General features: G+C 70.3%; 11 protein-coding genes. 6 read left to right on the forward strand and 5 right to left on the reverse strand.

Annotated features, from left to right (window positions below):
* The first annotated feature begins 247 nt into the window (after positions 1-247).
* Positions 248-3,058, forward strand: coding sequence for a preprotein translocase subunit SecA (secA, locus tag ACWC2T_RS37240; protein WP_450674761.1), 2,811 nt, complete (start codon positions 248-250; stop codon positions 3,056-3,058).
* A gap of 99 nt (positions 3,059-3,157) precedes the next feature.
* Here secA and ACWC2T_RS37245 read toward each other — a convergent pair whose 3' ends face one another.
* Entirely contained in the window at positions 3,158-3,682 is a 525-nt protein-coding gene (locus ACWC2T_RS37245; RefSeq protein WP_450674762.1) for an Rv3235 family protein, read from the reverse strand.
* A gap of 331 nt (positions 3,683-4,013) precedes the next feature.
* Between ACWC2T_RS37245 and ACWC2T_RS37250 the strand changes: the two genes are divergently transcribed.
* Together ACWC2T_RS37250 and ACWC2T_RS37255 are read left to right on the forward strand one after the other, a co-directional pair.
* A complete protein-coding gene (locus tag ACWC2T_RS37250) occupies positions 4,014-4,526 on the forward strand; it encodes a DUF6912 family protein (protein WP_450674763.1) in 513 nt (170 codons plus the stop codon).
* Positions 4,527-4,593: 67 nt separating this feature from the next.
* Positions 4,594-5,262 carry an HAD family hydrolase gene (locus ACWC2T_RS37255; protein ID WP_450674764.1) on the forward strand — a complete coding sequence of 223 codons (669 nt, stop codon included), beginning with the start codon at positions 4,594-4,596 and terminating at the stop codon, positions 5,260-5,262.
* A gap of 158 nt (positions 5,263-5,420) precedes the next feature.
* Here the strand turns inward: ACWC2T_RS37255 and ACWC2T_RS37260 are convergent, their stop codons facing one another.
* Positions 5,421-5,987, reverse strand: a complete 567-nt coding sequence (locus ACWC2T_RS37260; protein WP_450674765.1) for a DJ-1/PfpI family protein — start codon at positions 5,985-5,987, stop codon at positions 5,421-5,423.
* Between the two features lie 689 nt (positions 5,988-6,676).
* Between ACWC2T_RS37260 and ACWC2T_RS37265 the strand changes: the two genes are divergently transcribed.
* The 3 genes from ACWC2T_RS37265 to ACWC2T_RS37275 all read left to right on the forward strand — a co-directional run bounded on the left by ACWC2T_RS37265 (position 6,677) and on the right by ACWC2T_RS37275 (position 13,738).
* Positions 6,677-11,614, forward strand: coding sequence for an NAD-glutamate dehydrogenase (locus ACWC2T_RS37265; protein ID WP_450674766.1), 4,938 nt, complete (start codon positions 6,677-6,679; stop codon positions 11,612-11,614).
* A 221-nt stretch (positions 11,615-11,835) separates the two neighbouring features.
* A complete protein-coding gene (locus tag ACWC2T_RS37270; RefSeq protein ID WP_450674767.1) occupies positions 11,836-12,237 on the forward strand; it encodes a GtrA family protein in 402 nt (133 codons plus the stop codon).
* Positions 12,218-13,738: a hypothetical protein gene (locus ACWC2T_RS37275; RefSeq protein WP_450674768.1), complete on the forward strand. Its 1,521-nt coding sequence runs from the start codon at positions 12,218-12,220 to the stop codon at positions 13,736-13,738. Before ACWC2T_RS37270 ends, ACWC2T_RS37275 begins: the two co-directional genes overlap by 20 nt.
* Positions 13,739-14,016: 278 nt before the next feature.
* Here the strand turns inward: ACWC2T_RS37275 and ACWC2T_RS37280 are convergent, their stop codons facing one another.
* From ACWC2T_RS37280 to ACWC2T_RS37290, 3 genes are all read right to left on the reverse strand, one after another.
* The gene (locus ACWC2T_RS37280) at positions 14,017-15,696 is read right to left on the reverse strand and encodes a glycosyltransferase family 2 protein (RefSeq protein ID WP_450674769.1); all 1,680 of its coding nucleotides are present in this window, start codon (positions 15,694-15,696) and stop codon (positions 14,017-14,019) included.
* Positions 15,693-17,900, reverse strand: coding sequence for a CDP-glycerol glycerophosphotransferase family protein (locus ACWC2T_RS37285; protein ID WP_450674770.1), 2,208 nt, complete (start codon positions 17,898-17,900; stop codon positions 15,693-15,695). Before ACWC2T_RS37285 ends, ACWC2T_RS37280 begins: the two co-directional genes overlap by 4 nt.
* 148 nt (positions 17,901-18,048) lie before the next feature.
* Positions 18,049-18,885, reverse strand: a complete 837-nt coding sequence (locus ACWC2T_RS37290; protein WP_450674783.1) for an ABC transporter ATP-binding protein — start codon at positions 18,883-18,885, stop codon at positions 18,049-18,051.
* Between the last annotated feature and the right edge of the window lie 33 nt (positions 18,886-18,918).

Consider the following 18,918-nt stretch of genomic DNA (forward strand, 5'->3'; position numbering starts at 1 on the left):
GCGTTCCGCGGCCGGGCCATCGATTTTCGCTATATGTGAGCGCGTGATCACAGTTCGCGCAATTCCTCGCGCGGATGCGGCACTATCCGTGTGCCCCGTCCGTTGTCCGGGATGAAACAGCGACGAAGCAGCCGTCGGGCCGCCAGGCCTCCCGGCCCAGCCGGGTCCTCGCATACGATGGCCGTTGCTCAGTACGTCAAATGGAAACCGACCGTCCCAGGCCCGACCGGCAAGGAGACAAACCCCCGTGTCCGTCCTCTCGAAGATCATGCGTGCAGGCGAAGGCAAGATCCTGCGCAAGCTGCACCGCATCGCGGACCAGGTCAACTCCATCGAAGAGGACTTCGTGAACCTCTCCGACGCCGAGCTGCGGGCCCTCACCGATGAGTACAAGCAGCGGTACGCAGACGGTGAGAGCCTGGACGACCTGCTCCCCGAGGCGTTCGCCACCGTCCGCGAGGCCGCCAAGCGTGTCCTCGGCCAGCGGCACTACGACGTGCAGCTGATGGGTGGCGCGGCCCTCCACCTGGGCTATGTGGCGGAGATGAAGACCGGTGAGGGCAAGACCCTCGTCGGTACCCTGCCCGCGTATCTGAACGCCCTGTCCGGCGAGGGCGTCCACATCGTCACGGTCAATGACTACCTGGCCGAGCGCGACTCCGAGATGATGGGCCGCGTCCACAAGTTCCTGGGCCTGAACGTCGGCTGCATCCTCGCCAGCATGACCCCGGCCCAGCGCCGCGAGCAGTACAACTGCGACATCACCTACGGCACGAACAACGAGTTCGGCTTCGACTACCTGCGCGACAACATGGCGTGGTCCAAGGACGAGCTCGTCCAGCGCGGACACAACTTCGCCATCGTCGACGAGGTCGACTCCATCCTCGTCGACGAGGCCCGTACCCCGCTGATCATCTCCGGCCCGGCCGACCAGGCCACCAAGTGGTACGGCGACTTCGCCAAGCTGGTCACGCGCCTGAAGAGGGGCGAGGCGGGCAACCCGCTCAAGGGCATCGAGGAGACCGGCGACTACGACGTCGACGAGAAGAAGCGCACGGTCGCCATCCACGAGGCCGGCGTCACCAAGGTCGAGGACTGGCTGGGCATCGACAACCTCTACGAGTCGGTGAACACCCCGCTCGTGGGCTACCTGAACAACGCCATCAAGGCCAAGGAGCTCTTCAAGCGCGACAAGGACTACGTCGTCCTCGACGGCGAGGTCATGATCGTCGACGAGCACACCGGCCGTATCCTCGCCGGCCGCCGCTACAACGAGGGCATGCACCAGGCCATCGAGGCGAAGGAAGGGGTGGACATCAAGGACGAGAACCAGACGCTCGCCACGATCACCCTGCAGAACTTCTTCCGCCTCTACAGCAAGCTCTCCGGCATGACCGGTACGGCGATGACCGAGGCCGCCGAGTTCCACCAGATCTACAAGCTCGGCGTGGTCCCGATCCCGACCAACAGGCCGATGATCCGCAAGGACCAGTCGGACCTGATCTACCGCACCGAGGTCGCCAAGTTCGAGGCGGTCGTCGACGACATCGCCGAGAAGCACGAGAAGGGCCAGCCGATCCTCGTCGGCACGACCTCCGTCGAGAAGTCGGAGTACCTCTCGCAGCAGCTCAGCAAGCGCGGCATCCAGCACGAGGTGCTGAACGCCAAGCACCACGAGCGCGAGGCGTCGATCGTCGCGCAGGCCGGCCGCAAGGGCGCGGTGACGGTGGCCACCAACATGGCCGGTCGTGGTACGGACATCAAGCTCGGCGGCAACCCCGACGACCTCGCCGAGGCCGAGCTGCGCCAGCGCGGTCTCGACCCCGAGGAGCACATCGAGGAGTGGGCCGCGGCCCTGCCCGCCGCCCTGGAGAAGGCCGAGCAGGCCGTCAAGGCCGAGTTCGAAGAGGTCAAGGAACTCGGCGGTCTCTACGTCCTCGGCACCGAGCGGCACGAGTCGCGGCGCATCGACAACCAGCTGCGCGGTCGTTCCGGCCGACAGGGCGACCCGGGCGAGTCCCGCTTCTACCTCTCCCTCGGCGACGACCTGATGCGCCTGTTCAAGGCCCAGATGGTCGAGCGCGTGATGTCCATGGCCAACGTGCCGGACGACGTGCCGATCGAGAACAAGATGGTCACGCGCGCGATCGCGTCCGCGCAGTCGCAGGTCGAGCAGCAGAACTTCGAGACCCGTAAGAACGTTCTGAAGTACGACGAGGTCCTCAACCGGCAGCGCGAGGTCATCTACGGCGAGCGCCGGCGCGTGCTGGAGGGCGAGGATCTGCACGAGCAGATCCAGCACTTCATGGACGACACGATCGACGCCTACGTCCAGGCGGAAACCGCCGAGGGCTTCCCCGAGGACTGGGACCTGGACCGGCTGTGGGGCGCCTTCAAGCAGCTCTACCCGGTGAAGGTCACCATCGAGGAGCTGGAGGACGCCGCCGGTGACCGGGCCGGTCTGACCGCGGAGTTCATCTCCGAGTCCATCAAGGAGGACATCCACGAGCAGTACGAGGCCCGGGAGGCGCAGCTCGGCTCCGAGATCATGCGTGAGCTGGAGCGCCGGGTCGTGCTGTCCGTCCTCGACCGCAAGTGGCGTGAGCACCTCTACGAGATGGACTACCTCCAGGAGGGCATCGGCCTGCGCGCGATGGCGCAGAAGGACCCGCTGGTCGAGTACCAGCGCGAGGGCTTCGACATGTTCACCGCGATGATGGACGGCATCAAGGAGGAGTCCGTCGGCTACCTGTTCAACCTGGAGGTCCAGGTCGAGCAGCAGGTCGAGGAGGTCCCGGTCGAGGCTGCGGAGCCGGTCGGCGAGGGTGTGCCGGAGACGGTTCCGGCGCAGGCCGGGGCGCGTCCGGAGATCCGCGCGAAGGGGCTGGACGTTCCGCAGCGGCGGGATCTGCACTTCTCGGCGCCGACCGTGGACGGTGAGGGCGGCATCGTGGAGCGCGACCTCGAGGAGGACGAGCCGGTGCGGTCCGAGGCGGACGGGCTGACGCGGGCCGAGCGCCGGCGGCAGGCCAAGGGCGGGCGACGCCGCAAGAAGTGACGCGGGGCGCCTGCGGCGCATCGACCGTCGGCATGGGCCGGGCTTCCTTTCGGGGGCCCGGCCCATGCGTGTTCCGCCTGGTCGTCCGCTGGGCGGTTGCTAGTGGCGGGGGCCCGTTTCCACTGCTGTGCAGCGCCAGCGGAGGTCCTGGCCGCGTTCCAGGCGGAAGGCCAGCGCGCGGAGTTGGTCGCCGGCGCTGATGCGGGCGAAGACCTCGAGGGTGCCCTCGCTGGGGACGTAGTAGCCGATGTCGTGGACCATGGGGCGGGCCCCGCGGGTGCGCAGGGGGCTGCGTTCGGCGAGGCGGCTCAGGTCGTCGTAGGCACGGCCGGCGGTGTGCCGGAGCATCCAGTGGACGGGCCGCTGACCGCTCAGGACGGCCAGCAGACGGTCGGCGAAGACGTCGGTGGGGCGTACCGAGGGCAGGGCGGTCTCCGGCGGCCTGAGCGCCGTGCCGGCGTTTCGCGCCGCGGGCGGTGGCATGTCACGCCGGCTCCGGATCGACGGCTTCCGGGGCGGCGCGCCGCCCGGGCGGCGGGTGTCGTGGCGGGTCGGCGGGCGGTGGCGCGGGTGGGCGGTACGGTTTGCCGCCTTGGGCGCGGTGCGGCTCATGACCTTGTTCATGGGGTCCCCGTTCGGCGGGCCCGGTGGATACCGGGCGGTAACTCGCTGGTGGGGATCTTGTACGGGGGCGGGGAGTGGGGTGGCAAGGGAGGCGTGCCGCGCCCGGGGAGCGCGGAGATGTTCACCTATCCGAGTGAGGTGGGCGTCGCGGAGCCCCGGTGTCCGGCGGGTTGCCCGGGTGAATGCGTGATCCGGAGTCGACGGCTCCCGGGGTGTGGGCACAGACCCGAAAGGGGACGGGCGCACGTATCCTGAAGGCTCTCCGGGAGACGCGGCAGCCGGCCTTCCCGGGGCCTGAAGCGGAGCCTTTGAGCAGGAAAGAGCGGCCAGCATGCGCGTCTACGTCCCCCTGACCCTCCCCGGTCTCGCCGAGGCGCACAAGACGGGTGAGCTGGGAAGGGGCCCCTTCGGGGCGTATGCCGTCACGCCCGCGCTGCGCGAGTGGTATCTCTCCGAGGACATCGAGGAGCTGGAGTACGCGGCGCTCGGCCGGGCCGCGCTGGCCTCGCTGCGGCTGCTGGCGGCGGATCCGGGTGCGGTGCGCCGCCGGGTCGTGGTCGCCGTGGACGTGGCCGACGGCGCCGCGAGCGTCGACCCGGACCGGGGGCTGGATCCGTCCGCCCTCGGCGAGGTGACCGTGACGACGACCGTGCCGCTCGCCAAGGCGGCCGCGGTGCATGTCGACGCCGATGACGCGGAGCGGGACGTGGCCGCGGCGGCGGACGCGCTGGAGGCGGCCGACGGCGGGGACGACGATGCGCAGTTCGTCGTGGACGGCGCGGACGATCATGAGCTGCTGTGGTACGCCACGCAGGAGATCCCCAACCTCGTCGGACTCGCCTGACCCGGCCTGACCTGCGCGGATTCGCAGGCCGGCCGCGTTGTCAGTGGGGGCGGGTACGGTTTTGGGCATGGGGACGAAGGGCAACGCGCACATCGTCTGGGACTGGAACGGCACCTTGTTCCACGACAATGACGCGATCATCGGGGCGACGAACGCGGCGTTCGCCGAGCTGGGGCTGGAACCGGTCACGCTGGAGCAGTACCGGTCGCTGTACTGCGTGCCGGTGCCGAAGTTCTACGAGCGGCTGCTCGGCCGGCTGCCGACCCACGCCGAGTGGGAGCTGATGGACGCGGTCTTCCACCGGTACTACGCCGAGCACCGGGCGCGGTGCGGTCTGGCCGAGGGGGCGGAGGAGCTGCTCGCGGGGTGGCGGTCGGCGGGGCACAGCCAGTCACTGCTGAGCATGTATGTGCACGACGAACTGGTGCCGCTCGTGCGGGGGTTCGGGATCGAGGTGCACTTTCTGCGGGTCGACGGGCGTACAGGGCCGTCCGGGGGCAGCAAGGCCGAGCACATGGTGCGGCATCTGCAGGCGCTGAACGGGGTTGTGGAGCCTGCGCGGACCGTGGTGATCGGGGACGCGGCGGACGACGCGGTCGCCGCGCGGGGTGCGGGGGCGCGTGCGGTGCTGTACACCGGGGGGTCGCACAGCCGGGCCAGCCTCGAGGAAACAGGGGTGCCGGTGGTGGACACCTTGGCCGAGGCGGTCGAGGAGGCCCAGCGAATAGCGGCGTAACCGCTGCGGTGCCTCGAAGCCGACGTCGGCTGCCGTCCCCGGGGCGCGGGGCTGTGTCGATATGCGGCTCCGCCGCGGGGGCGCGATCGGCCACCACGCACCCGCACCCGGCACCAGACCGCACCCCTCACGGCGGGACTCCGTCCCGCCGCCCAGCCTCAGCTCACCGGGGCCTTCGAGCGCAGCACCCGGAGGAACTCGCGCATCCAGGCCGGGTGGTCGGGCCAGGCCCGCGAGGAGACCAGCGTGCCGTCGACCACCGCTTCGGTGTCCTGGAAGCTCGCTCCGGCCGCCTGCATGTCCGGCTCCAGCGCGGGGTACGCCGTGACCCGGCGGCCGCGCAGGCTGTCGATCGCCGCGGTGAGCAGCGGACCGTGGCAGATCTGGGCGACCGGCCGGTCGGAGTCGAAGAAGGCCTTGAGGATCTTGCGAAGCTCGGGGTCGTTGCGCAGATACTCGGGGGCCCGGCCGCCGGGGATGACGAGGGCCACGTACTCGCCGGGGTCCACATCGGCGAAGGCCAGGTCGGCGGGCCAGGTGTAGCCGGGCTTCTCGGTGTAGGTGTCGTAGCCGGGTTCGAAGTCGTGGACGACGAAGCGGAGGGTCTTGCGGGAGGGGGCCGCGATATGGACCTCGTAGCCTTCCTCGCGCAGGCGCTGGTACGGGTAGAGGACTTCCAGGGACTCCGCCGCGTCGCCGGTGACGATCAGGATCTTCGTGGGCATGTCGGCTCCTCCGGGTACTCCGGTGCTCCTGTTACTGGCTGTGTGCTCCTGGCTGAGCTGTGTGCTCCTGAGCGGGACTCACTGTCCCTGGCAACGTGCCAACACCGGGCGTGCTTGCCAAGAGGGCCGTCGCCGTTCCGGCCCACGTCCGAGCGCCGGGACCCCGCCCGGTGGCAGGGTGTCCTGCTCTCAGAGTGCGGTCAGGCTCCGTCCGGCGCTACCGGGCACCCCCGCCGGATACGCCACCGCCCCCCGCCCCACCCCTGTGCAGAACGTCAAACTTCACCCCTCGGTTTTGTACACATACGGCTCATGACGGGCCCCGGGTGAGGAGCGATAGCCTTGTGGCGTGATCAGCGCGATATCTCGCGGGGGCGATCCTGCTCCTGCCCTGCGCCCGGGTTGCACGGAACACCTCCGTGACCGGGCGGCGGTCGCTGGTCTTCGCGGGCGGGACGGGGCCACAGGAGCCCCCAGGACGCCGAGGACACCCCTGGACACGGCGGCGCCGAGAGCAGCGTCACACCTGACGGGCGTGTCGAGAATGGCCGAATTCCCCCCGCTCTTCTCCCCTCCCGGCATAGCGTCGATGCGGACCGGACACCCCGGGCCGTGGCGTCGAGCCGGTGGGAAAGAGACCGTACTTCCTTCTACGTCACGCAACGGCGCGCGACAGGAGTCAGAGGACAATGCAGACCAAGCTGGACGAAGCCAAGGCCGAGCTGCTCGAGAGGGCTGCCCGGGTAGCTGAGAACAGCCCGGTCGGGGGGCACCTACCGACCGGGACCGAGGGCAAGGGCTCTCCGGGCACCCCGGACAGCGAGTCCGTGCTCGCGTTCCTCCAGCGCTACTACCTGCACACCGCCCCGGAAGACCTCACCGACCGCGACCCGGTCGACGTCTTCGGCGCCGCGGTCTCCCACTACCGTCTCGCCGAGATGCGCCCCCAGGGCACGGCGAACGTGCGGGTCCACACCCCGACCGTGGAGGAGAACGGGTGGACCTGCAGCCACTCGGTCGTGGAGGTCGTCACCGACGACATGCCCTTCCTCGTCGACTCGGTCACCAATGAGCTGACCCGGCGCGGGCGCGGCATCCATGTCGTCGTCCACCCGCAGTTCGTGGTCCGGCGCGACCTGACCGGCAAGCTGATCGAGGTCCTGCCGACCCCGCCGGGCGGCGACCTGCCGCACGACGCGCACTTCGAGTCCTGGATCCACGTCGAGATCGACCGCGAGACCGACCGCGCCGACCTCAAGCAGATCACCGCCGATCTGCTGCGCGTGCTGTCCGACGTGCGCGAGGCCGTCGAGGACTGGGAGAAGATGCGGGAGTCGGCGACCCGGATCGCCGACGGCCTGGAGAGCGAGCCCGTCCCCGGCGATCTGCCCCGGCCCGAGGTCGAGGAGGCCCGCGAGCTGCTGCGCTGGCTGGCCGACGACCACTTCACCTTCCTCGGCTACCGCGAGTACCAGCTGCGCGAGGACGACACGCTCGCCGCCGTGCCCGGCACCGGCCTCGGCATCCTGCGCTCCGACCCGCACCACGCCGAGGACGAGCAGCACCCGGTCAGCCCCTCCTTCGAGCGGCTGCCCGCCGACGCCCGCGCCAAGGCCCGCGAGCACAAGCTGCTCGTGCTGACCAAGGCCAACAGCCGCGCCACCGTGCACCGGCCGTCCTACCTGGACTACATCGGCGTCAAGAAGTTCGACGCGGACGGCAATGTCGTCGGTGAGCGGCGCTTCCTCGGGCTGTTCTCCTCCGCCGCCTACACCGAGTCCGTGCGCCGGGTCCCCGTCATCCGCCGCAAGGTGGACGAGGTGCTGCAGCGCGCCGGGTTCTCGCCCAACAGCCACGACGGCCGTGACCTGCTGCAGATCCTGGAGACCTACCCGCGCGACGAGCTGTTCCAGACACCCGTCGCCGAGCTGCAGTCCATCGTCACCAGCGTCCTGTATCTGCAGGAGCGGCGCCGCCTGAGGCTCTACCTGCGCCAGGACGAGTACGGCCGCTACTACTCGGCCCTCGTCTATCTCCCGCGCGACCGCTACACCACCGGTGTCCGGCTGCGGATCATCGACATCCTCAAGGAGGAGCTCGGCGGCGTCAGCGTCGACTTCACCGCCTGGAACACCGAGTCGATCCTCTCCCGGCTGCACTTCGTGGTCCGCGTCCCGCCGGGCACCGTGCTGCCCGAGCTGTCGGACGCCGACAAGGACCGCATCGAGGCCCGCCTGGTCGAGGCCGCCCGGTCCTGGGCCGACGCGTTCGCCGAGGCGCTGACCGCCGAGTGCGGCGAGGAGCGCGCGGCCGAGGTGCTGCGCCGCTACAACCACGCCTTCCCCGAGGGCTACAAGGCCGACCACACCCCGCGCGCCGCGGTCGCCGACCTGGTCCACCTGGAGCAGCTCAGCGAGGACAAGACGTTCAGCCTGAGCCTGTACGAGCCGGTGGGCGCCGCGCCGGAGGAGCGCCGGTTCAAGATCTACCAGAAGGGCGGCACGGTCTCCCTCTCGCACGTGCTGCCGGTGCTCAGCCGCCTCGGTGTCGAGGTCACCGACGAGCGGCCGTACGAGCTGCGCTGCGCCGACCGCACCACCGCCTGGATCTACGACTTCGGTCTGCGCATGCCGAAGGCCACGAGCGCCGGCGGGGATCTCGGGGACGACGCCCGCGAGCGCTTCCAGGAGGCCTTCGCCGCCACCTGGACCGGCAAGGCGGAGAACGACGGCTTCAACGCCCTGGTGCTGCGCGCCGGGCTGACCTGGCGGCAGGCGATGGTGCTGCGCGCCTACGCCAAGTACCTGCGGCAGGCCGGTTCGACCTTCTCGCAGGACTACATGGAGGACACCCTCCGCAACAACGTCCACACCACCCGCCTGCTGGTCTCGCTGTTCGAGGCGCGGATGTCGCCGGACCGGCAGAAGGCCGGGCTGGAGATCACCGACGCCCTGCTGGAGGAGCTGGACGCGGCCCTGGACCAGGTGGCGAGCCTGGACGAGGACCGGATCCTCAGGTCCTTCCTCACCGTCATCAAGGCGACCCTGCGCACGAACTTCTTCCAGGAGGCGCTCGGCGGCAAGCCGCACGACTACGTCTCCATGAAGTTCGACCCGCAGGCCATCCCGGACCTGCCGGCGCCCCGCCCGGCGTACGAGATCTGGGTGTACTCGCCGCGCGTCGAGGGCGTGCACCTGCGCTTCGGCAAGGTCGCGCGCGGTGGCCTGCGCTGGTCCGACCGCCGTGAGGACTTCCGCACCGAGATCCTCGGCCTGGTCAAGGCGCAGATGGTGAAGAACACCGTCATCGTGCCGGTCGGTGCCAAGGGCGGCTTCGTCGCCAAGCAGCTGCCGGACCCGAGCGTGGACCGGGACGCGTGGCTGGCCGAGGGCATCGCCAGCTACAAGACGTTCATCTCGGCGCTGCTCGACATCACCGACAACATGGTGGCCGGCGAGGTCGTGCCGCCGCAGGACGTGGTGCGGCACGACGAGGACGACACCTACTTGGTGGTCGCGGCCGACAAGGGCACGGCGACGTTCTCCGACATCGCCAACGGGGTCGCCGAGAAGTACAACTTCTGGCTCGGCGACGCCTTCGCCTCCGGTGGAAGCGCGGGCTACGACCACAAGGGCATGGGCATCACCGCGCGCGGCGCCTGGGAGTCCGTGAAGCGGCACTTCCGTGAGCTGGGCGTGGACACGCAAGGCCAGGACTTCACGGTCGTCGGCATCGGTGACATGTCCGGTGACGTGTTCGGCAACGGCATGCTGCTCTCCGAGCACATCCGCCTGGTCGCCGCCTTCGACCACCGGCACATCTTCATCGACCCGACCCCGGACGCGGCGACCGGCTACGCCGAGCGCCGCCGGCTGTTCGAGCTGCCCCGCTCCAGCTGGGCCGACTACAACACCGAGCTGCTGTCGGCGGGCGGCGGTATCTTCCCGCGCAGCGCCAAGTCGATCCCGGTCAACGCCCACATCCGCGAGGCCCTCGGGATCGAGGGCAAGGTCACCAAGATGACCCCGGCCGACCTGATGAAGGCGATCCTGCAGGCGCCGGTGGACCTGCTGTGGAACGGCGGCATCGGCACGTACGTGAAGGCGTCGGCGGAGTCCAACGCCGACGTCGGCGACAAGGCCAACGACGCCATCCGCGTCGACGGCAGGGACCTCAGGGTCAAGGTCGTCGGCGAGGGCGGCAACCTGGGCCTGACCCAGCTCGGCCGGATCGAGTTCGCCATGCACGGCGGCAAGATCAACACCGACGCGATCGACAACAGCGCCGGCGTGGACACCTCCGACCACGAGGTGAACATCAAGATCCTGCTGAACGGTCTGGTCGCGGACGGCGACATGACCGTCAAGCAGCGCAACAAGCTGCTCGCCGAGATGACCGACGAGGTCGGCGCGCTGGTCCTGCGCAACAACTACGCGCAGAACACCGCCCTGGCCAACGCCCTGTTCCAGGCCAAGGACATGCTCCACGCCCAGCAGCGGTTCCTGCGCCACCTGGTGCGCGAGGGCCACCTGGACCGGGCGCTGGAGTTCCTGCCCGCCGACCGCCAGATCCGCGAGCGCCTCGGCCAGGGCCTGGGCCTGACCGGCCCGGAGACGGCCGTCGTCCTGGCGTACACGAAGATCACGGTCGCCGAGGAACTGCTGGCGACCTCGCTGCCGGACGACCCGTATCTGCGCAGCCTGCTGCACGCGTACTTCCCGACGGCGCTGCGGGAGCGTTTCGCCGAGGCGATCGACCACCACCCGCTGCGCCGCGAGATCACCACGACCGTGCTGGTCAACGACACGGTCAACACGGGCGGTACGACGTATCTGCACCGGCTGCGCGAGGAGACCGGCGCCTCCCTGGAGGAGATCGTCCGGGCCCAGACCGCGGCCCGCGCGATCTTCTCCTCGGCCCCGGTGTGGGACGCGGTGGAGGCCCTGGACAACAAGGTCGACGCGGCCGTCCAGACCCGGATCCGGCTGCACTCGCGCCGGCTCGTCGAGCGCGGCACGCGCTGGCTGCTCAACAACCGGCCGCAGCCGCTGCAGCTGGCCGAGACGGTCGAGTTCTTCGCCGAGCGGGTCGAGCGGGTCTGGCAGGAACTGCCGAAGCTGCTCAGGGGCGCGGACCTGGAGTGGTACCAGCACGTGTACGACGAGCTGTCCGCGGCCGGCGTCCCGGACGAACTCGCCACGCGGGTGGCCGGGTTCTCCTCCGCCTTCCCGGCGCTGGACATCGTGTCGGTGGCCGACCGCATGGGCAAGGAGCCGCTGGACGTCGCCGAGGTGTACTACGACCTCGCCGACCGGCTCGACATCACCCAGCTGATGGACCGCATCATCGAGCTGCCCCGCAACGACCGCTGGCAGTCCATGGCCCGCGCCTCCATCCGCGAGGACCTGTACGCGGCGCACTCGGCGCTCACCGCGGACGTCCTCGCGGTCGGCAACGGCACCTCCACGCCCGAGCAGCGCTTCAAGGCCTGGGAGCAGAAGAACGCGCCCATCCTGAGCCGGGCGCGCACCACCCTGGAGGAGATCCGCGGTTCGGAGACCTTCGACCTCGCCAACCTGTCGGTGGCGATGCGGACGATGCGGACGCTGCTGCGCACGCATTCGTAGCCGTACGGCGGTGAGGGCGCCCCGGACCGACGTCGAACCGGTCCGGGGCGTTCCGTTTCTTGCCGACCCTTAGGCAAAAAACATCAACGAATTTACCGTTTCCTGCTAACCAAGGGCCTTCGGATAGGGTCGGCGCTGTGACTGTTCAACTCACCGAGACCCGGCCGGCGCCAGCGCCCGCGGTGGCTCCGGCTCCGGCCCGGCGGCCCGTCACGCGTGTCGTGCTGGAGGTCGTGAAATTCGGGATCGTCGGCGGCAGCGGTGTCCTCGTCAATTTCCTGATCTTCAACCTGCTGCTGCACGGCCTGGGTTGGCAGGCGATGACCGCGACCGTCCTGGCCAGCTGTATCGCCATGGCGACCAATTACCTGGGCTTCCGCTTCTTCGCCTATCGGGACCGGTCCTCGCGCACCCGCCGCCAGATCATCCTGTTCTTCGTCTTCAGCGGCCTCGGCGTCGTGATGGAGGTCGGGCTGTTCTGGGTCGGCTACCACGGTCTCGGCCTGCACAGCGTGCTGGCATCGAACGTGGCGAAGGCCCTGTCGATCGTGCTCGCCTCCGCCTTCCGGTTCCTCGTCTACCGCACTTGGGTGTTCCAGCAGGATGCGCACCGTACCGTCTGACACCGAGCCGGTGAGCCGCACACAGTCCCCGCCGCGCGCCGCGCGGGCCGGCCGTGCGCTGCCGCAGGCCGCCGCCGCGCTCGTCGTGGTGCTGCTGCTCCTGGTGATCGTCCGCCTGCCCTGGGCGGGCGACCTCGGCATGCACGCGGCCACTATCGAGCGCCTGCGCCACAACCTCTTCCATCCCGGCAACCCACTGGTCGACGCGGACACGCCGAGCCCCTACTACTCGCCGTGGATGCTGGTCCTGGGCCTGGTCGCCAAGCTGACCGGCCTGTCGGTGTTCGTGGTGCTGCGGCTGGCCGCGCTCGTCGGGCTGACGCTGCTGGTCACCGGGGTCTGGCGCTACGTCCGCACCCTCACCCCGCACCGCGCCGCCCCCGCCCTGGCCCTGCTCAGCCTGCTCTTCCTCTGGGGCCCGGTGCTGTTCAACTGGTCCGGCTTCCTGGGCCTGAACTCGCTGGCGCTGACGGAGTCGTACCCCAGCGCCCTCGCGCTCGGCCTCACCTTCCACTTCTGGGCCTGGCTCACCCGGGCGACGCGGGAGCAGGCCGAGCAGGCCGCATGGGGAAGGTGGCTGTGGCTCGGTGTCCTCTGGGCGCTGATCCTGCTGTGCCACCAGTTCACCGGCGTGGTGGCCTCGCTGGGCGCCCTGGCGATGGTGATCGCGGCCCGACCGCCCCGCCCGGTACTGCTGCGCCTGGCCGGCGCGCTCGCCCTGGGCCTGCTCCTGCTGTGGCTGTGGCCGTACTACGACTTCTTCTCCCTCTTCTCCGCCGGCGCGGACCTGGAGGCCATCCACAAGCCGCTGTACGAGGACCTGGCCGCGCGGTTCGGCCTGGTGCTGCTGGGCGTGGCGGCGCTGGTGCTCCGCTTCCGCCGGGACCGCTGGGATCCGTTGGTCCTGTTCTTCGCCCTCGGTGTGCTGGTGTTCGCCGCGGGCGGGCTGTCGGGCCACTACTCCTGGGGCCGCGCCCTGCCCGCCGCGCTGATCCCGGCGCAGCTCGCGGCCGCGCTGGAGGTCGTCTCGGCCGGGCGACGGGCCGTACGGGTGGGCTGGGCGTGCGTGCTGGGCGCTGCGCTGGTCGTCGGTGCGTGGACGCAGGTGGGGACGCTCGGGTATGTGACCGGGCGGGCCGCTCTGCCGTCCGTGGTCGCGTCGAAGTACCGGACGCCGTGGGTGGGATACCACTGGATCACGCCGTGGGTGAAGTACGGGGACGTGGTGATGGCCCGTACGACTCCGGCGCGGCAGATTCCCGCGTACGGGGCGTACACCGTGGCGCCGGGGTATCCGGATGTGTTCCTGAAGGACGCCGCGCGGCGGGAGGACGCGGTCACTCGCTACTTCGCCGCGGGGACGTCCGCTGCCGACCGGGCCGGGATTCTGCGGGAGTACGGCGTGAAGTGGGTCGTGGGGCCGAAGAGCCTCGCGGGACCGGGCCTGCGGAAGGTGAAGTCCGGCCCGGCCGCACAGGTCCTGTACCGAGTGGTGCCCTGAGCTGCGGCCAGCCAACGGGGGGGCCGCTTGCCCCCGCTCGCGGGGTGCCTCCCCCACTCTCGGCTTCTCCCCCACTCTCGGCTTCGCTCGAGCGGGGGGACCTCCACCGCCCACCCGTGCCGCCCCAGCGGCACGACTGCCCGCAGCGGCGGGCGGTGACCTGAAGCCGCCGGTGCTGCAGTTCCCCAAGGGGCGCGGGGAACTGCGCGACCAGCCACGACGGGCCCCGCAGTCGCCCACGCGCCCTCACCCCGACGGCGCTTCGAACCGGCCGCCTCTTACCGAAGCACGCTGGACAGCAGCTTCGCCGCCTTGCGGACCTTCGGGCGGGCCACCTTCTGGACGACCGGGCGGATGACCCGGGCCGTGACTCCCACCGGGCGCCAGCGCAGCTGCAGCCGGCCGGGGTTGCGGCCCTCCGGTTCGATGGTGAGCTCGTGCGGGGTCACGCCCGAGCGGTATTCGATGTGGGCCGTGAGGGCGGGGAAGGTCAGCGGAGCCAGCAGCACGCCGGAGTTGGCCAGGCCCTGCTGCTGGAGACGGACCACCGGGTGGCGTACGCCCGCGAAGCCCTGGAGGGGGAGCGGCGCCTCGGTGAGGTCCAGCTCGACCGTGCCTTCGAAGAGGCCCGGACGGACCGGGTCCAGGCGGAAGGGGACCGTCATCCGGCGGCTGCCCGGCGACACGATGAGGGCGGCCCGCTGCGGGCCGACGGGGAGGCGCAGGCCTGGGTCGTACGTGCGGATGGACAGGGTCAGACGGGCCCCACGGCCGGGCGTCAGCTCGACGATCTCGTGGCGGAACTGCGCGCTCGGGAACGGGCGCGTGTCCAACTCCAGGTCCGACACCTCCAGTTCGCGGCGGGCGCGGTCGGACGAGGGCACGCTGTCGCCCCAGTACGGGACACCGGACGCGTCGGCCGTGACCTGCCGAGGCGCCACCCCGTGCCCGAGACCGCGGGCCGCGAGCTGGACGTCCTCCAGGCGGCGCTCCCGCAGCAGCTCCAGCACCACGCGCTCGGGGCGGGGCAGGCGGGCGAACGCGCCCGGGGACAGCGTCTCCAGGTACGGGTTCATGATGTCGGCGAAGGCGGTCATCCACTCCTGGTCGCGGTACGGCAGGTCGCCCGCGTACATCCGGAAGTCGTGCTTGAGGAACTTGAAGTCCTTGTCCTCGCGCAGCCCCGCGTGCCCGCTCTCCACCAGGAAGTCGTCGATCAGACGCTGCACGTGGACGCGGTCGCGGAAGTTCGTGACCTTGTGCCGCTGGTTCGAGATCGAGGCCGTCGCCGCCGCCGCGTACGGGTCGATGTACCAGATGTACACCGGGTCCGGGATGATCGTGAACGACTTCGCCAGGCAGTACGACTGCGCCGAGAACAGCTGGTCCTCGTAGTGGATGCCCTCCGGGAAGCGGAGGTCGTGCCGGTCCAGGAAGGAACGGGCGTACATCTTGCTGGTGGAGAGGTGCTCGAAGAGCAGGCGGGGGTCCGCCTCGATGCCCTCCAGCGTGCGGCGCTCGGCGACGAGATGCGGCATCCACGTCGAGCGGCGGCCGGTGTCCACCCGGTGCCGGCGGACCGCACCCATGGTGAAGTCCACCTCGCGCTCGCGGTGCGCGGCGAGCAGCAACTCGACCGCGCGGGGCGGGAGTTCGTCGTCGCTGTCGAGGAACATCAGGTACGGCGCCCGGGCGATGTCGATGGCCCGGTTGCGCGGGGCGCTGCAGCCGCCGCTGTTCTCCGGCAGGCGGAGGTAGCGGATGCGGTCGTCCTGCGCCTCCAGCCGGCGGGCCACCGTCGGTGTCTCGTCCGTGGAGTGGTCGTCGCTGATGATGATCTCGATGTTCGCGTGCGTCTGCGCGCGCAGGGACGCCACCGCCCGGGGCAGGCGTGCCGCGTCGTTGTAGACGATCACGGTGACCGTGACGTCAGGGGTCGTGGTCGGCGTGGTCGTCATGCCGAGGCCTCCTCGGGGGTCGGGGCGGGGGTGCGTTCCTCCAGCGGGATCACCGGTGGCAGCGCCTCCTCCGGTTCGCCCAGGAAGACCCGTCGTACGACCCGCTCGGCGGCGCGGCCGTCGTCGTACTCGCAGAACCGGCGCCGGAAGGCGGCCCGCGCCTTCGCCGCGCTCTCGTCGCGCCAGGCGCCGGAGACGAAGATCTCCGTCAGCTCCTCCTGGGTGCGGGCGACCTGGCCGGGATGGTCGGTCATCAGGTCGAAGTAGACGCCCCGGGTGGTCCGGTAGGTCTCCCAGTCGTCGGCGTAGACGACGACCGGCCGGTCGAGGTTGGCGTAGTCGAACATGATCGACGAGTAATCCGTGACCAGCGCGTCGGCGGCCAGGCAGAGCTCCTCGACGGGGTCGTAGGAGGAGACGTCGATGATCCGGCCGGAGCGGCGCAGACCGGTCAGCGGGGAGGCGGCGCCGCCGTAGAAGTAGTGGGCGCGGACCAGGAGCACGGTGTCCTCGCCGAGCCGGTCGGCGAGGGCCGCGAGGTCCAGGCGCGGGGTGAAGCCGGCCTCGTAGTCGCGGTGGGTGGGCGCGTACAGGATCGCCGTCTTGCCGGGCGGGATGCCGAGGCGTTCACGGGCGGCGCGCACGTCGGCGGCCGTGGCCGAGTAGTAGACGTCGTTGCGCGGGTAGCCGTAGTCCAGCGAGGTGTAGCGGGCCGGGTAGGCGCGCTCCCACATGCGGGTGGAGTGGCTGTTGGCGCTGACGCTGTAGTCCCACTTGTCGATGCGGGCCAGCAGGGCGTCGAAGTCCAGGCCCTTGGCGGCGGCCGGGTGTTCCATCTGGTCCAGGCCCATGCGCTTGAGTGGGGTGCCGTGGTGGGTCTGGAGGTGGATCGCCTCGGGGCGCTTGACCACCGCGTTGGGGAAGTTGACGTTGTTGACGAGGTACTTGGCGGTGGCCAGCGTCTCCCAGTAGCGGCGGGTGCCGGGGATGACATGGTCGGTGCCGGGGGGCAGCAGGGCCTCGTTGCTCTTCGACACCACCCACACCGGGTGGATGTGCGGGGCGAGTTCGCGCAGTTTCGCGGCGATCGCGGCCGGGTTGCAGGCCACGCCGCGCTCCCAGTAGGCGGCGAACACGGCGAGGTTCGGGTCGACCGGGCGGGTCAGGGCGCGCTGGTACTGCTGGTCGCGGAGCTTGGCGCCGACCTGCTTCTTGCGGGTGCGCACGGCCTTCTTGGCGGCGCGGCGGGTGCGGTTGGCGGCCTGGAACGCGCGGTACTTGGTGTACGCCCCCTCCTCCAGCAGGGCGTGCCGTACGCCCTCCACACCGGCCGGGCGCTCGTGGTTCTCGGGGCGCCAGCGGACCGCGGCGAGGGAGGCGCGACGGAAGAACTCGCGGGCCACCGCGTCGGGCAGGTTCTCGCCGGCGAAGGTGCGCACCAGGTCGCGCATCATCAGGTCGTACAGCACCACGCGGGCGGCGCGGCGGTCCTTGGCGAGGGCGAGCAGCGACTCGTAGCGCTCGATCAGCTCGAACCGGTCCTCCGGGGCGAGCGGCGGCAGGCTCTCGGGGCGCAGTTCGCGGCTCTCGTACGCCACCTGGTTCAGGCAGGCGACGCGGTCGGCGTGCAGCAGGGCGGCGTGGGCGGCCTGCGGTTCGTCGTCCGTGGTGAGCCGCTCCTCGTGCGCCCGCCAGAACTCGGCGCGCAGGGCGCGGTTGCCGAGCAGCGGGGTGAGGCGCAGCAGGTCCGCGGCCTCGTCCAGGGGCAGGCTGTCACGGCCGACGGCGGCGAGGAGCCGGCCGTCGCGGGAGGGCGTGCCGGCGGTCTGCCAGGTGGTGGTGACGTGGTCGAAGAGGAGGACGTCGGCGCCTTCGGTGTCCGTGGCTTCCAGTTCGGCGGCCCGTTCGGCGATCAGCCGGGGGGCGCCGGCCGGCAGGCTGTCCTTGGCGTGGACGAAGTGCAGCCAGCGGCCGGTCGCGCGGGCGGCGCCGGCGGCCCGGGCCGCCGCGTCACCGGTGTCCTCCGGCAGTGGTACGACCACCGTCTCGGGGGCGTGGCCCTCGGCTGCCTCACGCGCCCAGTCGCCGACCGCCGCGACGATCACCTCGGCGTCGGTCAGCGGGTGGGCCTCCAGAGAGTCCAGCAACTCTGTCAGATGCCCCTGTGCGTTCGGTCCGTAGACGATGACGCTGAGTTGGGGCATCGCAGTGGACTCCTTCGGTTCGTCGGCTGGGCCAGTCTTCATAACATACTGTCACTAAGCGGATGAAAGGGATAACCGCGCTCGGGGTAAGAGGACGACAGTATGGAAGATGAACTTCCGCAGCCTGGGGTTTCACTTCCGGCAACTTTTACGCTGCCTTCTTACCAGCGGCCTTCTTGTCGCCCTTGTCTCCGGTGAAGGCCTCGTACTCCTTCATGACGTCCTCGGTCGGTCCGTCCATGCGGAGTTCGCCGCGCTCCAGCCAGATGGTCCGCTCGCAGGTGTCGCGGATCGACTTGTTGTTGTGGCTGACGAGGAAGACCGTACCCGCTGTCGCGCGCAGCTCGCGGATCCGTTCCTCGGAGCGCATCTGGAACCTGCGGTCACCGGTAGCCAGGGCCTCGTCGATCAGCAGGACGTCGTGGTCCTTGGCTGCGGCGATGGAGAAGCGCAGCCGGGCGGCCATACCGGAGGAGTACGTGCGCATCGGAAGGGTGATGAAGTCGCCCTTCTCGTTGATGCCGGAGAAGTCGACGATGTCCTGGTAGCGCTCCTTGACCTGCTCCCGGGACATGCCCATGGCGAGCCCGCCGAGGTAGACGTTGCGTTCGCCCGTGAGGTCGTTCATCAGCGCCGCGTTGACACCGAGCAGGGAGGGCTGGCCATGGGTGTAGATGTGGCCGTTCTCCACCGGCAGCAGGCCGGCGACGGCCTTGAGCAGCGTGGACTTGCCGGAGCCGTTGGTGCCGATCAGGCCGATCGCCTCGCCCTTGTAGGCGACGAACGACACGTTCTTCACCGCGTGCACCCGGCGCACACCGGCCGCCTTCTCCGCCTGCTTGCGGCGCAGGATGCGGTTGAGGGCGGCGGTGGCGGAGCCGCGGCCGGAGCCGGTGCCGTTGACCCGGTAGACGATGTCGACGCCGTCGCAGACGACGGTGGGGATCTTCTCGGCCTGGGAGAGGCGTTCGAGCCGCTCCCGCATCATGCGCTCGTCGGGGGACTCCTCGACGACCTC

The organism is Streptomyces sp. NPDC001393 (assembly GCF_053597455.1).

What these genes read in the sequence shown, in the direction of transcription:
- ACWC2T_RS37265 (WP_450674766.1), top strand. Translation starts at nt 6,677, where the DNA reads ATGCAGACCAAGCTGGACGAAGCCAAGGCCGAGCTGCTCGAGAGGGCT.
- ACWC2T_RS37275 (WP_450674768.1), top strand. Translation starts at nt 12,218, where the DNA reads ATGCGCACCGTACCGTCTGACACCGAGCCGGTGAGCCGCACACAGTCC.
- ACWC2T_RS37250 (WP_450674763.1), top strand. Translation starts at nt 4,014, where the DNA reads ATGCGCGTCTACGTCCCCCTGACCCTCCCCGGTCTCGCCGAGGCGCAC.
- ACWC2T_RS37245 (WP_450674762.1), bottom strand. Translation starts at nt 3,682, where the DNA reads ATGAACAAGGTCATGAGCCGCACCGCGCCCAAGGCGGCAAACCGTACC.
- ACWC2T_RS37290 (WP_450674783.1), bottom strand. Translation starts at nt 18,885, where the DNA reads ATGCGGGAGCGGCTCGAACGCCTCTCCCAGGCCGAGAAGATCCCCACC.
- ACWC2T_RS37280 (WP_450674769.1), bottom strand. Translation starts at nt 15,696, where the DNA reads ATGACGACCACGCCGACCACGACCCCTGACGTCACGGTCACCGTGATC.
- ACWC2T_RS37260 (WP_450674765.1), bottom strand. Translation starts at nt 5,987, where the DNA reads ATGCCCACGAAGATCCTGATCGTCACCGGCGACGCGGCGGAGTCCCTG.
- ACWC2T_RS37285 (WP_450674770.1), bottom strand. Translation starts at nt 17,900, where the DNA reads ATGCCCCAACTCAGCGTCATCGTCTACGGACCGAACGCACAGGGGCAT.
- ACWC2T_RS37255 (WP_450674764.1), top strand. Translation starts at nt 4,594, where the DNA reads ATGGGGACGAAGGGCAACGCGCACATCGTCTGGGACTGGAACGGCACC.